At 69.0% G+C, this 13,908-nt stretch carries 17 protein-coding genes; 13 read left to right on the top strand and 4 right to left on the bottom strand.

Annotated elements, in window-relative coordinates:
- Window positions 1-3: 3 nt before the first annotated feature.
- The gene (locus RAMLITH_RS17925) at window positions 4-459 is read left to right on the top strand and encodes a MaoC family dehydratase (RefSeq protein ID WP_168108815.1); all 456 of its coding nucleotides are present in this window, start codon (window positions 4-6) and stop codon (window positions 457-459) included.
- Here RAMLITH_RS17925 and RAMLITH_RS17920 read toward each other — a convergent pair.
- Window positions 450-935 carry a tRNA (cytidine(34)-2'-O)-methyltransferase gene (locus RAMLITH_RS17920; protein WP_168108814.1) on the bottom strand — a complete coding sequence of 162 codons (486 nt, stop codon included), beginning with the start codon at window positions 933-935 and terminating at the stop codon, window positions 450-452. The two genes, RAMLITH_RS17925 and RAMLITH_RS17920, sit on opposite strands and share 10 nt — an antisense overlap.
- A gap of 21 nt (window positions 936-956) precedes the next feature.
- A complete protein-coding gene (locus tag RAMLITH_RS17915; RefSeq protein ID WP_168108813.1) occupies window positions 957-1,661 on the bottom strand; it encodes a ComF family protein in 705 nt (234 codons plus the stop codon).
- A 27-nt stretch (window positions 1,662-1,688) separates the two neighbouring features.
- On the opposite strand from RAMLITH_RS17915, the gene RAMLITH_RS17910 reads away from it, so the two are divergent.
- The 7 genes from RAMLITH_RS17910 to RAMLITH_RS17885 all read left to right on the top strand — a co-directional run bounded on the left by RAMLITH_RS17910 (window position 1,689) and on the right by RAMLITH_RS17885 (window position 7,742).
- Window positions 1,689-2,582 (top strand): methyltransferase domain-containing protein, encoded by an 894-nt coding sequence (locus RAMLITH_RS17910; RefSeq protein WP_168108812.1) that lies wholly within the window; start codon window positions 1,689-1,691, stop codon window positions 2,580-2,582.
- 456 nt (window positions 2,583-3,038) lie between these two features.
- Entirely contained in the window at window positions 3,039-4,199 is a 1,161-nt protein-coding gene (gene coxB / locus RAMLITH_RS17905; RefSeq protein ID WP_168108811.1) for a cytochrome c oxidase subunit II, read from the top strand.
- Window positions 4,200-4,235: 36 nt separating this feature from the next.
- The gene (ctaD, locus tag RAMLITH_RS17900) at window positions 4,236-5,894 is read left to right on the top strand and encodes a cytochrome c oxidase subunit I (protein WP_168108810.1); all 1,659 of its coding nucleotides are present in this window, start codon (window positions 4,236-4,238) and stop codon (window positions 5,892-5,894) included.
- A gap of 16 nt (window positions 5,895-5,910) precedes the next feature.
- On the top strand, window positions 5,911-6,027 hold the full coding sequence (locus RAMLITH_RS25860) for a cytochrome oxidase small assembly protein (RefSeq protein ID WP_420376924.1): 117 nt from the start codon (window positions 5,911-5,913) through the stop codon (window positions 6,025-6,027).
- Between the two features lie 6 nt (window positions 6,028-6,033).
- On the top strand, window positions 6,034-6,606 hold the full coding sequence (locus RAMLITH_RS17895) for a cytochrome c oxidase assembly protein (protein ID WP_168108809.1): 573 nt from the start codon (window positions 6,034-6,036) through the stop codon (window positions 6,604-6,606).
- Window positions 6,606-6,815: a DUF2970 domain-containing protein gene (locus RAMLITH_RS17890; RefSeq protein WP_168108808.1), complete on the top strand. Its 210-nt coding sequence runs from the start codon at window positions 6,606-6,608 to the stop codon at window positions 6,813-6,815. The genes RAMLITH_RS17895 and RAMLITH_RS17890 overlap by 1 nt, the downstream gene beginning before the upstream one ends.
- 45 nt (window positions 6,816-6,860) lie before the next feature.
- Window positions 6,861-7,742, top strand: coding sequence for a cytochrome c oxidase subunit 3 (locus RAMLITH_RS17885; RefSeq protein ID WP_168108807.1), 882 nt, complete (start codon window positions 6,861-6,863; stop codon window positions 7,740-7,742).
- A 64-nt stretch (window positions 7,743-7,806) separates the two neighbouring features.
- Here RAMLITH_RS17885 and RAMLITH_RS17880 read toward each other — a convergent pair whose 3' ends face one another.
- Window positions 7,807-8,028: a twin transmembrane helix small protein gene (locus tag RAMLITH_RS17880; RefSeq protein ID WP_168108806.1), complete on the bottom strand. Its 222-nt coding sequence runs from the start codon at window positions 8,026-8,028 to the stop codon at window positions 7,807-7,809.
- A 15-nt stretch (window positions 8,029-8,043) separates the two neighbouring features.
- On the opposite strand from RAMLITH_RS17880, the gene RAMLITH_RS17875 reads away from it, so the two are divergent.
- The 5 genes from RAMLITH_RS17875 to RAMLITH_RS17855 are packed head-to-tail and all read left to right on the top strand — an operon-like array spanning window position 8,044 to window position 12,114.
- Window positions 8,044-8,775: an SURF1 family protein gene (locus RAMLITH_RS17875; protein ID WP_337786176.1), complete on the top strand. Its 732-nt coding sequence runs from the start codon at window positions 8,044-8,046 to the stop codon at window positions 8,773-8,775.
- Window positions 8,726-9,445, top strand: a complete 720-nt coding sequence (locus RAMLITH_RS17870; protein ID WP_168108805.1) for a hypothetical protein — start codon at window positions 8,726-8,728, stop codon at window positions 9,443-9,445. Before RAMLITH_RS17875 ends, RAMLITH_RS17870 begins: the two co-directional genes overlap by 50 nt.
- Before the next feature lies 1 nt (window position 9,446).
- A complete protein-coding gene (locus RAMLITH_RS17865; RefSeq protein WP_168108804.1) occupies window positions 9,447-10,598 on the top strand; it encodes a COX15/CtaA family protein in 1,152 nt (383 codons plus the stop codon).
- Window positions 10,595-11,509: a heme o synthase gene (gene cyoE, locus RAMLITH_RS17860; RefSeq protein ID WP_168108803.1), complete on the top strand. Its 915-nt coding sequence runs from the start codon at window positions 10,595-10,597 to the stop codon at window positions 11,507-11,509. Before RAMLITH_RS17865 ends, cyoE begins: the two co-directional genes overlap by 4 nt.
- Window positions 11,506-12,114 (top strand): SCO family protein, encoded by a 609-nt coding sequence (locus RAMLITH_RS17855; protein ID WP_168108802.1) that lies wholly within the window; start codon window positions 11,506-11,508, stop codon window positions 12,112-12,114. Before cyoE ends, RAMLITH_RS17855 begins: the two co-directional genes overlap by 4 nt.
- A gap of 10 nt (window positions 12,115-12,124) precedes the next feature.
- On the opposite strand, the gene RAMLITH_RS17850 is transcribed toward RAMLITH_RS17855, so the two are convergent.
- Window positions 12,125-13,843, bottom strand: coding sequence for a sensor domain-containing diguanylate cyclase (locus RAMLITH_RS17850; protein ID WP_168108801.1), 1,719 nt, complete (start codon window positions 13,841-13,843; stop codon window positions 12,125-12,127).
- Window positions 13,844-13,908: the final 65 nt, after the last annotated feature.

Genomic DNA, 13,908 nt, shown 5'->3' with positions numbered 1-13,908 from the left:
GCGATGAAGACCTTCAACACCCTCGACGAGCTGCCTGCCTGCGTCGGCCAGGAAGTCGCCGTGAGCGACTGGCTGACCGTCACGCAGGAGCAGATCAACCTGTTCGCCCAGGCCACGGGCGACCACCAGTGGATCCACGTGGACGTCGAGAAGGCCAAGGCCGGTCCGTTCGGCGCGCCGATCGCGCATGGCTTCCTCACGCTTTCGCTGATCCCGAAGTTCTTCGAGACCTCGTTTCGCATCGAGAACTCGCGCATGGGCGTGAACTACGGACTGAACCGGGTGCGCTTCACGGCGCCGGTGCCGGTCGGCAGCCGCCTGCGCGGGCGCATGAAACTGGTGGAGTGCAAGCCGATCGAGGCCAATGGCATGCAGATGACCTGGGAAGTCACCGTCGAGCGCGAAGGCAGCGACCGGCCGGTCTGCATTGCCGAGTCGCTCAGCCGGCGCTATCCCTGAGGCATTGCCGCCGGAGCCGCGAACCCGTTCTGCCGCCAGGCCTCGAACACCGTCACGGCGACGGCGTTGGAGAGGTTGAGGCTGCGCTGGCCGGCCCGCATCGGCAGCCGCAGGCGCTGCCCGGGCACGAACCATTCCCGCACCGCCGGCTTCAGGCCAGCGGTCTCCGAGCCGAACACCAGCCAGTCGCCTGGCCGGAACTGCACCTCGTGCACGATGCGCTCGCCGCGCGTGGTCAGCGCGAACATGCGCTGCGGATCGGGCCGCATGGCCGCCAGGAAGGCATCCCAGTCGGCATGCCGGCGCACCTGCGCATACTCGTGATAGTCGAGGCCGGCGCGGCGCATGAGGCGGTCCTCCATCGAAAACCCGAGGGGCTCGACGAGGTGCAGCGCGCAGCCGGTGTTGGCGGCCAGCCGGATCACGTTGCCGGTGTTCGGCGGAATTTCGGGCTCGACCAGGACGATGTGGAACATGCCGCCATTGTCGCGGCCGGCTCACGCCGGCACGTCGGTGCGCGCCAGCACGACGGCGGCCACGTCGGCCGCGCCGGCCTGCCGCAGGGCCGCAGCCGCGCCGAACACCGACGCGCCGCTCGTCATCACGTCGTCGACGAGCACGACGCGCCTGGCGCGCACGCTGGCCTCCAGTGACGGCTCGACCGCGAACGCCCCCTTCACGTTGGCCAGGCGGCCGTCGCGGTCCAGCGCGGTCTGCGCCGGCGTATGCCGGATCCGCAGCAGCACGCCGGGGTTCGCCTTGTGCGAGTCGAGGCCGCGCGCGAGCAGCAACGCCTGGTTGAAGCCGCGCTCGGCCAGCCGCTCGCGCGACAGCGGCATCGGCACGACGACGTCGGCCTGGCGGATCGCGGCCTGCACGCCGGGGGCGCCGCGCATCAGCTCGGCGAACGTGCGGGCCCAGCCCGGCTGCCCATGGAACTTGAACTGCGTGATCAGCGCCGCCCAGGGGTAGCCGTAGCCGACGGTGGCGTGGCATGCGTCGATCGGGGGCGGCTCGCGCAGGCAGCGGCCGCAGTCGATCGTGCCCGGGGGCACCGGCAGTGCGCAACGGCGGCAGCGCGGCTGCGGCTGGCCGAAACGGGCTGCGCACGATTCGCAGACGGGCTGCGCCGGCCAGGCCCGGCAGACGGCGCACTGGCCCGGCAGCTTGCCGGCAAGTCCGTCGAACAGGTGGCGCAGCATCCGGTCAATATACTGACCGGTTTCCCGATGTCCAACCAGCGCCCACCCACCATCGATCCGGTCGCCGCCGGCCACTGGCAGCGCGTCGCTCCCGCGACGTCGCCGTGGCTGCACGAGGAGGTTGGCCGGCGCATGGAAGACCGGCTGCAGTGGATCCGCCTCGATCCGAAAACCTGGGCCGACTGGGAGCCAGTGCGCGGCGGCCTGGAGGCGCATGCCCTGGTGGAGCGGCGCTATCCGCAGGCGCACACGTACGTGTACGAGCCGCACCCGCAGCGTGCGGCGCTGGCCCGGCAGCAGCTCGCCAGGCCGTGGTGGCGCCGCTGGTCCGCGGCCCCTGTGCAGCACGGCGCCGTGCCGGACGGGGCGGCGCAGATGCTGTGGGCCAACATGGCGCTGCACATGGCGGCCGATCCCGAGTCGCTCCTCGCGGCATGGCATCGCGCGCTCGCGGCCGAGGGTTTCCTCATGTTCTCGTGCCTGGGGCCGGACACGCTGCAGGAACTGCGCGGGATCTATGCGGCGCTGGGCTGGCCGCCGCCGGCGCACGAGTTCACCGACATGCACGACTGGGGGGACATGCTGGCTCATGCGGGTTTTGCCGATCCGGTGATGGACATGGAGCGGATCACCATCACCTGGGAAAACCCGCAGCGGCTGCTGCAGGAGCTGCGCGGCCTTGGCGCGAACCTCCATCCCCGGCGTTTCGGGGGACTGCGCGGCCGGGCCTGGCGCGAGCGGCTGGAGCGCGAACTGGCGAGCGCCCTGCGCGATGCCGACGGCCGCCTGGCGCTGACCTTCGAAATCATCTACGGGCATGCTGTCAAGCCGCGGCCGCGGTTCAAGGTCGCCGGCGAAAGCGCCGTTTCCCTCGACGACATGCGGGCCATGCTGCGCCCCGGGGCCGGAAAATCGCCCTGAATCTGACCTGGCTCAAAGGAATTCCCGGAAAGCACCTTGCGGGACGGTCGGAATTGCAGTACGGGCGGTTTTCGGGCCGGCGCTACAATCCGCGCTTCATTTTTCAAGCGACACCTTGCCGTCCCCGCTTTCTCGTTTCGCCGTCGTGCAGGACCAGAGCAGTTCTTGGTTCCTGCGGCGAAACCGTTCGGTGACCGGCCCGGCTCGACAGGCTTCGTGCCTCGATCCGTGCCTTGTCGCTTGGACTTGCCACGATCTTCCGGTTCCAAGGGGCCGTGCTCGTGCTGCCGTTGGCCGGGACCGAACCGGCGGCAACCGGCATCGCGTTGCTCGTGCATGCGCGGCAGGCAGCCCGGCCGGTGGCGCCGAAGATCGGAAGGGCCTGTGCGTGAAGGCGCCGGACAGCCGCGCGGAGACAGCGGCCGGGATTGAGTGAAAGTAGAACGAGTGAGAACCATGAAGAGCATTTCGGACAAGCTGGCCTCGCTGCTGCTCCCGTTGGGCGCGTTCGGCACGGCCGCCCATGCGGCCAACGACCTGCCCGGGGGGCCGGCGGTGCGCCAGCTGAACCTGCACGCCGCCGCCACCCGCATCGCGGTCGAGCAGGCCTGGCTGCACTGGTTCATGCTGATCACGTGCATCGTGATCTTCGTGCTGGTGTTCGCCGTGATGTTCTATTCGATCTGGAAGCACCGGCGCTCGCGCGGCCACAAGCCGGCCAACTTCCACGAGTCCGTCACCGTGGAAGTGGTCTGGACCGTCATCCCGTTCCTGATCGTCATCGGCATGGCGCTGCCCGCCACCAAGGTGGTCGTCGCGCAGAAGGACACCAGCAACGCCGACCTCACGATCAAGGCGACCGGCTACCAGTGGAAGTGGGGCTACGACTACCTGAAGGGCGAGGGCGAGGGCATTTCCTTCCTCTCGACGCTGGATGCCGGCCACCGGCAGATGTCGAACGACGGCGCCACCGGCCAGGTCCCCGACAACTACCTGCTGCAGGTGGACAACCCGCTGGTGGTGCCCGTCAACAAGAAGGTTCGCATCATCACCACCGCCAACGACGTGATCCACGCCTGGGGCGTGCCGGCCTTCGGCGTGAAGCAGGATGCGATTCCCGGCTTCGTGCGCGACACCTGGTTCCGCAGCGAGAAGACCGGCGACTTCTACGGCCAGTGCTACGAGCTGTGCGGCAAGGAGCACGCGTACATGCCGATCCACGTCAAGGTGCTGTCGCAGCAGGACTACGCCGCCTGGGTGGACGGCGAGAAGAAGAAGATGGCCGCGCGCGCCGACGATCCCAACAAGGTCTGGGTGCTCGACGACCTGGCCAGGCGCGGCGAGAAGGTCTACGCGGCCAATTGCGCCGCCTGCCACCAGCCGACGGGCAAGGGCGCCGGCCCGATCAAGGCGCTGGACGGCTCGCCGGTCGTGCAGGATCCGGACAAGGCCAAGGAAATCCACGTGGTGCTCAATGGCCGCGCCGCGATGCCGGCGTGGAAGCAGCTCTCCGACACCGACCTCGCGGCGGTGATCACCTACACCAAGAACAACTGGTCCAACAAGACCGGCCAGATCGTGCAGCCCGCCGAAGTGCTGGCGCAGCGCGGCAAGTAAGCCGGCCGCAACGAGTCCCCAGACAAGGAATTCCTGATGAGCGCCGTCCTCGACCATCCCGGCCACCACGCCCACGACGACCACCACCATGCGCCCACCGGCTGGCGGCGCTGGGTGTATGCCACCAACCACAAGGACATCGGGACGCTTTACCTGCTGTTCTCGTTCACCATGCTGATGGTGGGCGGCGTCCTGGCCCTGCTGATCCGCGCGGAGCTGTTCCAGCCCGGCCTGCAGCTGGTGAATCCGGAGCTGTTCAACCAGTTCACCACCATGCACGGCCTGATCATGGTGTTCGGCGCCATCATGCCGGCCTTCGTCGGCTTCGCGAACTGGATGATCCCGCTGCAGATCGGCGCGCCCGACATGGCGTTCGCGCGCATGAACAACTTCAGCTTCTGGCTGCTGGTCCCGGCCGGCCTGATGCTGGTCGGCTCGTTCTTCATGCCCGGCGGCGCCCCCGCCGCGGGCTGGACGCTGTACGCGCCGCTGACGCTGCAGATGGGCCCGTCGATGGACGCCGGCATCTTCGCGATGCACATCATGGGCGCCTCCTCGATCATGGGCTCGATCAACATCATCGTCACCATCCTGAACATGCGCGCGCCCGGCATGACGCTGATGAAGATGCCGATGTTCTGCTGGACCTGGCTGATCACCGCCTACCTGCTGATCGCCGTGATGCCGGTGCTCGCCGGCGCGATCACGATGACGCTGACCGACCGCCACCTGGGCACGACCTTCTTCAACCCGGCCGGCGGCGGCGACCCGGTGATGTACCAGCACATCTTCTGGTTCTTCGGCCACCCCGAGGTCTACATCATGATCCTGCCCGCGTTCGGGATCATCAGCCAGGTGGTGCCGGCGTTCTCGCGCAAGCGCCTGTTCGGCTATGCGTCGATGGTGTACGCCACCTCGTCGATCGCCATCCTGTCGTTCATCGTCTGGGCGCACCACATGTTCACCACCGGCATGCCGGTGACCGGCCAGCTGTTCTTCATGTATGCGACCATGCTGATCGCCGTGCCCACGGCCGTGAAGATCTTCAACTGGATCGCGACGATGTGGGAAGGCTCGATGACCTTCGAGACGCCGATGCTGTGGGCCGTCGGGTTCATCTTCGTGTTCACGATCGGCGGCTTCACCGGCCTGATCCTGGCGATGGCCCCGATCGACCTCGTGCTGCAGGACACCTACTACGTGGTGGCGCACTTCCACTACGTGCTGGTCGCCGGTTCGCTCTTCGCGATGTTCGCCGGCTTCTACTACTGGGCGCCAAAGTGGACCGGCGTCATGTACAACGAGCGCATGGGGCAGATCCACTTCTGGTGGTCGATGATCAGCTTCAACATCACCTTCTTCGTGATGCACTTCCTCGGGCTGGCCGGCATGCCGCGCCGCTACGCGGACTACCCGGCGCAGTTCGCCGACTTCAACGCGGTGGCCACGATCGGCGCGTTCGGCTTCGGCCTGGCGCAGGTGTTCTTCTTCCTGGCCGTGGTCGTGCCGATGATGCGCGGCAAGGGCGAGCCCGCGCCCCAGCGTCCGTGGAACGACCCGGACGGCAAGGGTGCCGAGGGCCTGGAGTGGGAAGTGCCGTCGCCGGCGCCGTTCCACACCTTCGAGACGCCGCCCCGGCTCGACGCGAGCGGCAACCGGCTGCTGGAGCCCCAGCTCTCCGGCCGCTCGCACTGACATGGCGACCAGCGTGATGACGGACCGTGACGAGCGCAAGCACAGGAACCTGCGGATGGCGCTGGTCCTGGCGACGATCGCGGGCGCCTTCTTCCTGGGCGTGATCGCCAAGTTCGTCCTGTTCGGAGGCTGAGGCGACATGGGGCTGCGCGCCGAAAACCGCAGGATGCTGGGCAAGCTCGCCGTGGTGGCGGCCGGCATGTTCGCGTTCGGCTACGCGCTCATTCCGCTGTACCAGGCGATCTGCGAGGCGACCGGCATCAACATCCTGTCGCTCGCGGAGCGGCAGGTGCCGGGCAACGCGGCCGCCACGCCGGTGAACACCCAGGTGGACCGCAGCCGCACCATCACCGTGGAGTTCGACGCCAATTCGCGCGGGCCCTGGGAGTTCAAGCCGGGCCAGCGCTCGGTGCAGGTCCACCCGGGCGAACTGACCACCGTGATGTACGAGTTCCGCAACGTGCAGAGCCGGCGCATGGTCGCCCAGGCCATTCCGAGCTATGCGCCGATGCAGGCGGGGTCGCACTTCAACAAGCTCCAGTGCTTCTGTTTCGAGCAGCACACGCTGGAGCCGGGCGAAAGCCGGCAGTGGCCGGTCGCGTTCGTGATCGATCCGCGCCTGTCCCGGGACGTGACGACGATCACGCTGTCGTACACCTTCTTCGAGGTCGGCGGCTCGTTCCCGGCGGCGCCGAAGGGGCCGAGCACGTGATGGCGGGCGTCGAACCCGGGCCGCGCAAGGGCTCGTTCTGGCGCACGGCCAAGGCCGTCGCCTGGGCCTTCCTGGGCGTGCGGCAGAACCGGGCATGGGGTGACGACATGCGCAGCCTCAACCCGCTGCACATCGTCGTCGTGGCGCTGGTCGCCGTCGTGGTGTTCGTCGGGTCGCTGGTGGCGCTGGTGCACTGGGTGGCCGGCTAGGGTTTCGGAAACAAGAGAGACAAGTTTGGGGAATCAGGAGTCGAGATGAGCACCACAACACCGGGCACAGCGCCTCGTTATTTCGTCCCGGAGCCGTCGCGGCATCCGGCGTTCGCGGCATTCGGCCTGTTCTGGGTGATCCTGGGCGCCGCCCAGTGGATCAACGGCGTGGATTGGGGCAAGTACGCGCTGTTCTTCGGCCTGGCCTGGCTCTTCTGGGTGCTCTACCAGTGGTTCGGCGAGTCGATCCGCGAGAGCGAAGGCGGGCAGTACGGCCGCAAGATCGACCTGTCCTACCGCTGGAGCATGAGCTGGTTCATCTTTTCGGAGGTGATGTTCTTCGGCGCCTTCTTCACCGCGTTGTGGTGGATGCGTTCCCATTCGATTCCCGCGCTGGGCGGCGTCGACAACGCCTTGCTGTGGCCCGACTTCAAGGCCGTCTGGCCGACGGTCGCCCCCGGCACCACCGCGTCGCCGGCCGGCATCATCGAGCCGTTCCAGGTGATGACGCCCTTCTGGCTGCCGACCATCAACACGGCGCTGCTGCTGTCCTCGGGGGTGACGCTCACCATCGCCCACCACGCGCTGCGCGAGAACCATCGCGGCCGCACCATCGCGTTCATGTGGATTACCGTGCTGCTGGGGGCCACCTTCGTCGCCGTGCAGGGCTACGAGTACTTCCACGCCTACAACGACCTGAACCTGAAGCTGACTTCCGGCGCCTACGGCTCGACGTTCTACATGCTGACCGGCTTCCACGGCTTCCACGTGATCGTCGGCATGCTGATGCTGCTGTTCATCACGCTGCGCCTGATGAAGGGCCACTTCACGGCGGAGCGCCACTTCGGCTTCGAAGGGGCCGCGTGGTACTGGCACTTCGTCGACGTGGTCTGGCTGGGCCTCTACACTCTCGTGTACTGGATGTAGCCGGCCGCCAAGCCCGACAAGAAAGCGCCGCAAGGCGCTTTTTTGTTGCGGCCGCAGTCCGCGCCTACTGCCCCACCGGGATTCCGGTCGGGTGGATGTACCCCAGTTTCCAGGCCAGCAGGATGCACACGAACAACAGGATCGAAAAGCCCACGCGGAAGCCGAGCGCCCGGGCCATGTTGCTCGTCTTGGGACGCCCGTCGCGGCCGTCGCGCATCATGAAGAACAGGGCCGACGCCAGACTGCCGATGATGGCGAGAAAGCCCAGGATCACCAGGTATTTCATCGCGGGGATTATCGGGTGAGCACCGTGCGCACGCTTCGCTTCTGGATCATCACCTTTGCCGCCGTGGCCACCGTGGGGGCGACGCTCGCCCTGGGCGCCTGGCAACTGGACCGGGGCCGCCAGCGGGAGGCGCTGCACGCAGCGATCGCGCAGCGAGCCTTGCTGCCGCCGCTCGGCAGCGCGGCGTTGCCCGGCGGCGACCCGGCCGCGGACCTGATGCACCGGCCGGTCGTCGTGCGCGGCACCTGGGCCGCGCAGCACACCGTGTTCCTCGACAACCGGCAGATGAACGGGCGACAGGGCTTCTACGTCGTGACGCCGCTGTTGCTGGAAGGCGGCCGCCGGGCCGTGCTGGTCGAGCGGGGCTGGGCACCGCGGAATTTCGAGCGGCGCGAGCAGCTGCCACCGGTGGCCAGTCCACCCGGCCTCGTGGAAATCCGCGGCCGCATTGCCCCACTGCCGGCCAAGCTCTATGAGTTCAGCGGGGCGGTGTCCGGCCCGATCCGGCAGAATCTCGACCTGGGCCGTTTTGCCGCCGAGACCGGCCTGCCCCTGCTGGCCGTCGCCGTGCGCCAGACGGGGGACGGCGCTGCCGACGGGCTCCTGCGGCAGTGGCCCGAGCCCGCCAGCGGTGCCGGCAAGAATTACGGCTATGCCTTCCAGTGGTGGGCGCTCGCGGCGGTCACCGCCATCCTCTATGTCTGGTTCCAGTTCATCGCCCCCCGCCGGAAGGCACCGCCTGCTTGACGAGCCGCTCGCGCTCACGGTGCACTCGCTGCCCGCGCCGCAGCACGCCGTCGCCGCCGACAGCCGCCGCACGCGCTCCGGGCGCTTCAAGATGCTCGCGCTGCTCGCCGTCTGCGTGGCGCCCATCGTCGCTTCCTACTTCAGCTACTACGTGGTCCGGCCGCAAGGGCAGCGCAACTTCGGTGACCTGGTGGAGCAGCGTCCTGTGCCGCCGCTGGCTGCGACGAACCTGGACGGGGCGGCGGTCGCACTGCCGTCGCTCAAGGGGCAGTGGCTCCTGGTCAGCGTCGGTGGCGGCGCCTGCGATGCGCAGTGCGAAAAGCACCTCTACCTGCAGCGCCAGTTGCGGGAGGCGCTGGGCAAGGACAAGGAGCGCATGGACTGGGTGTGGCTGGTCACCGATGGCGCGCCGCTGCGCCCCGAATTGCTGCCGGCGCTCAGGCAGGCGACGGTGCTGCGCGTCGGCGAGGCGCCGCTGGCGGCGTGGCTCGCGCCCGCTGCCGGCCGGCGGCTGGCCGACCACCTGTACGTGGTCGATCCGATGGGCCACTGGATGATGCGGTTCCCGGCCGATCTCGACGTGGCCGGCGCCGGCAAGGCCAGGCGCGACCTGGAGCGGCTGCTGCGGGCGTCTTCGTCCTGGGACCAGCCCGGCCGAGGGAACCCCTGACATGGAACAACCGCTGTACGACCTCTCGCCGGTGCTGCACATCATGCTGATGGGCGTGGTGGTGGCGCTCGGCCCGCTGTCCTGGATGTGGTTGCGCAACAAGAAGGCGGTTCCAGCGCGCCGCCTGCAGGCGCTGACGCTGCTGGTCCTGTTCCTGACCTTCGACCTCGTGCTGTTCGGCGCCTTCACCCGGCTCACCGATTCCGGCCTCGGGTGCCCCGACTGGCCGGGCTGCTACGGCCAGGCCAGTCCCACCGGTGCCCACGCGCAGATCTCCGAAGCTCAGGCCGCGATGCCCACCGGGCCGGTCACGCACCAGAAGGCGTGGATCGAGATGATCCACCGCTACCTGGCGACCGCGGTCGGCGTGCTGATCCTGACCCTCACGGCCGGCACCTGGGTGCTGCGCCGCCGCGGCGCGGCGGTGAGTCCGTGGTGGCCCACCGTCACCCTGGTGTGGGTCTCGTTCCAGGGCGCGCTGGGCGCCTGGACCGTGACGATGAAGCTGTTCCCAGCCGTGGTGACCATGCACCTGCTGGCCGGGCTCGTGCTGCTGGCGCTGCTGTGCCGGCAGGCGGTGGCCTACGAGCACGCGCAGCAGGGGCGCTCGCGCGTCGCCATCGCGCCGCGGCTGCGTACCTGGCTGGTGGCGGCCACCGCGCTCGCGTGGCTGCAGGCGGCGCTGGGCGGCTGGGTCAGCACCAACTACGCCGTGCTCGCCTGCAGCGACTTCCCGGCCTGCCAGGGCAGCTGGTGGCCGACGATGGATTTCCGCCAGGGCTTCGAGCTCTGGCGCGAGCTGGGAATGACCGGTGGCGGCGAACACGTCGGCTTCGCCGCGCTGACGGCGATCCACTATGCGCACCGGCTGGCGGCCTATGTCGTGCTGGCCGTGCTGGGGCTGCTCGCATGGCAGCTCGCGCGGGTCGACGCGGTGCAGCGCCAGGCTCGCCTGATTGGCGGGCTGGCGGTGTGGCAACTGGCAAGCGGCGTCTCGAACGTGCTCCTCGACTGGCCCGTGCTGGTGGCAGTGGCGCACACGGGCGGCGCTGCGGGCCTCGTCCTGGTGTTGACCTGGGCGCTGGCGGAGACGAGGCGCAGCGTTTCGCGGCAGCCCCGCGCCGCGGGTGCCGCACGGGAGCGATCCGGATGAGCGCGGTGGAGCAGGAAGCGGTGGTGGCGCCGCTGGCGGCCAAGGCGCGGCAGTTCTACGCGCTCACCAAGCCGCGCGTGGTGCAGCTGATCGTGTTTTGCGCCGTCATCGGCATGGCGCTGGCCGTCCCCGGCCTGCCCACGCTGGCCGACCTGCAGCAGGCCGTGCTGGCGGCGGCCGGCATCTGGCTGGTGGCCGGCGCGGCGGCGGCCTTCAACTGCCTGGTCGAGAAGGGTATCGACGCCAAGATGCGCCGCACCTCCTGGCGGCCGACCGCGCGCGGCGAGCTCGGCGACGGCGAAACGCTGGTTTTCGCGGCGCTGCTGTGCGCGTTTGGTTCCTGGCTGCTGTACGCCTGGGTGAACCCCCTGACGATGTGGCTGACGTTCGCCACGTTCGTCGGCTACGCCATCGTCTACACCGTCGTGCTCAAGCCGCTGACGCCGCAGAACATCGTGATCGGCGGCGCGTCCGGCGCCATGCCGCCGGTGCTCGGCTGGACGGCGATGACGGGCGACGTCGGGCCGCAGGCGCTGATCCTGTTCCTGATCATCTTCCTGTGGACCCCCCCGCATTTCTGGGCGCTGGCGCTGTACCGGGTGGAGGACTACCGCAAGTCGGGGCTGCCGATGCTGCCGGTCACGCATGGGAACGAGTTCACGCGGCTGCAGATCTTCCTCTACACGCTGGTGCTGTTCGCCGCCTGCCTGATGCCTTTTGCCTCCGGCATGAGCTCGTGGTTCTATCTCGCCGCCGCCACGGCGTTGAGCCTGGGCTTCTGCTGGTACGGATGGCGCCTGTGGCGCGATTACTCCGATGCGCTGGCGCGCAAGACCTTCCGCTACTCGCTGATCCACCTCAGCCTGCTCTTTGCGGCCCTGCTGATCGACCACTACCTGTTCCGACCATGAACCGCCGAAGCCTCCTGCGCGCCACTTCCGCTCCCTTGCTGGCGACCGCGCTGGCGCCGCTTCTCGTCGCGTGCGGCGAGACCAAACCGCAGTTCAAGGCGATCGACGTCACCGGTGCCGAGTACGCGCGCGATTTCCAGCTCACCGGCCACGACGGCCGTCCGCGCACGCTGAAGGACTTCCGCGGCAAGGCCGTGGTGGTGTTCTTCGGATACACGCACTGCCCCGACGTGTGTCCGACGACTCTGTCGGAGATCGCCGAGGCCAAGCGGCTGCTGGGGCCGGACGGAGCCAGGGTGCAAGGCGTGTTCGTGACGGTCGATCCGCAGCGCGACACGCCCGAAATGCTGAAGGCCTACATGGCCAATTTCGGCCCCGACTTCGTGGCGCTGCGCGGCACGCCCGACGAGCTCGCCGCGGTCGCCAAGGAATACAAGATCTACTACAAGAAGGTCGACGGCAAGATGCCGGACAGCTACACGATGGATCACTCCGCCGGCAGCTACGTGTACGACCCGCAGGGCCGGGTGCGCCTGTACACGCGCTACGGCACCGGTCCCGAGGCGCTGGCGTCCGACCTGAAGATACTGCTCAAGGACGCCTGAGCCGGGCGGATCAGAAGTTCATCGCCCGGATGACCTTGCGTGCCTCGGGCGGCATGGCGTTCACGGCATCCAGGAGCCAGTCCAGCGACGACCTGGCGTCCAGCTGTTCGTGCGGCAGCAGGGCCACGGCCACGTGGAACCTGACCGCGGCGTTGCCGGGCAGCGCGGTGGTCGGCCGCAGGCCGCGCGCCACCAGCTCCTGCGCCCGGTTCATCGCGTTTTCCGCCGTGGTCGGGCTCTCGAGCAGCAGGGCGAAATGGTGGTCGCCGACCCGCGCCTCGAGGTCGATGTCGGTGGCGGCGCGCCGCAGCAGCGACGCCGACACCACCAGCGCCCGGTCGGCCGCCTCGCGGCCGAACTCGGCTGCGAGCGCGTCGAAGTTGGAGATCTTCAGCGTGACGAGCGCGCAGCGCTGCTTCAGCGCGTGTGCCCGACCGATCGCGCCCTCGAGCCGCTGCAGCAGCGTGCGGTCGTGCGCGATCCCCGTGAGCACGTCGTCGCGCGCGAGGGCCGCCGCCCGCAGCTGCGCCTCGCGGCGATGGCTGCTGCGCAGGCTGAGGGCGTAGAACAGCAGCGGCAGTCCGGCCGCGCCGCCGAGCAGCAGTCCATCGCGCGTCAGCGGGCTCGCGGCCACCAGGTCCAGGCCGACCAGGGCCCGCAGCAGCTCGGTCGCCAGCAGCGGAACGAAGCCGGCCGCGACGAGGCCGATCTGGGGCTCCTCGCCGTGGACCCACACCATCAGGATCAGGCCGGCCGCCACCGCGATGCCCAGCAGCGTGAGCACCATCAGCAGCATGTGGGAACTGGGCAGCCGCAGCACCGTATCCAGGGCCGCCGTGGATAGCAGTGCAGCGATGACGCTCCACACCGCCAGGTCGAGCGCCCGCGAGAACCGTGCCGGCTCCGTGACGTTCCGCGCGAACCACAGGCCCGCCGCCGAAGAAATCCCCGGCAGCAGGAACGTCGCGATCTCGTTCCAACCGGTCCATCCGTCCCACAGGTGCTGCTCGCCCAGGCCCAGCGCGGCCAGTTGTCCGGCGGCCAGGGCCGTCACGTAGAACGCGAACGTGGCGAAATTGCGGTCGCGGTGCGCGATCGCGTTGACGAGGGCGCCCAGGATGATCAGGGCGGCCAGCCCGAAGTACGCGCCGAGGAGGAACTGGCCCTGCTCCCGGGTCGCCAGCAGGCGTGACGCCTCGTACAGCCGCAGCGGGACGGAGAACGCCACGTGCTCCTGCTGGATCCGCAGCCAATAGCGCACCGGCGTGCCGTTGGCCGGCGCCAGTTCGAACGTCGGATAGCGGCCGGGCACCGCCCAATCGGAGACGGCCGTGGCCGTTCCGGCTTCCTGGGTCACCCAGCGGCCGTCGCTCGCGCGGTAGAACAGCTGGGCGCTCGGCACCGTCGAGGACGTGACCTGCAGGAAGAAATGGCCCCCGCCGCGGATCGCGGCGTCGAACTGCAGCCACAGCGCCTTGTCGTCGAGTTCGTAGCGGCTGCTGCGCTGGTGCACCGACCAGGGCAGCGACGCGGCCATCTCTTCGACCTGGTCCGCAGTGCGGAAACCCGTGGGGTCGACCCACGCACGGGTGCGGCCCGACAGCGGCACGATCGGCTGCTCCGGCGACAGCTCGATCGTGCCCAGGACCGGCGGCGCCGGCTGCGCCATGGGGCCGGCGGCCGCCATCCACAGCAGGACCACGAACCAGCAGGCAGCGAACAACCTCATCCGTGGATTGTTATCGCATTCCGCGGCCGGCCAAAGAAAAGGCCCGGGGGGACCGGGCCTCATGT

It is taken from the genome of Ramlibacter lithotrophicus (genome assembly GCF_012184415.1).
Lineage (GTDB): Bacteria > Pseudomonadota > Gammaproteobacteria > Burkholderiales > Burkholderiaceae_C > Ramlibacter > Ramlibacter lithotrophicus.
Note: the sequence above shows the minus strand (reverse complement) of the source record. Positions and strands in the feature narration are given on the sequence as shown.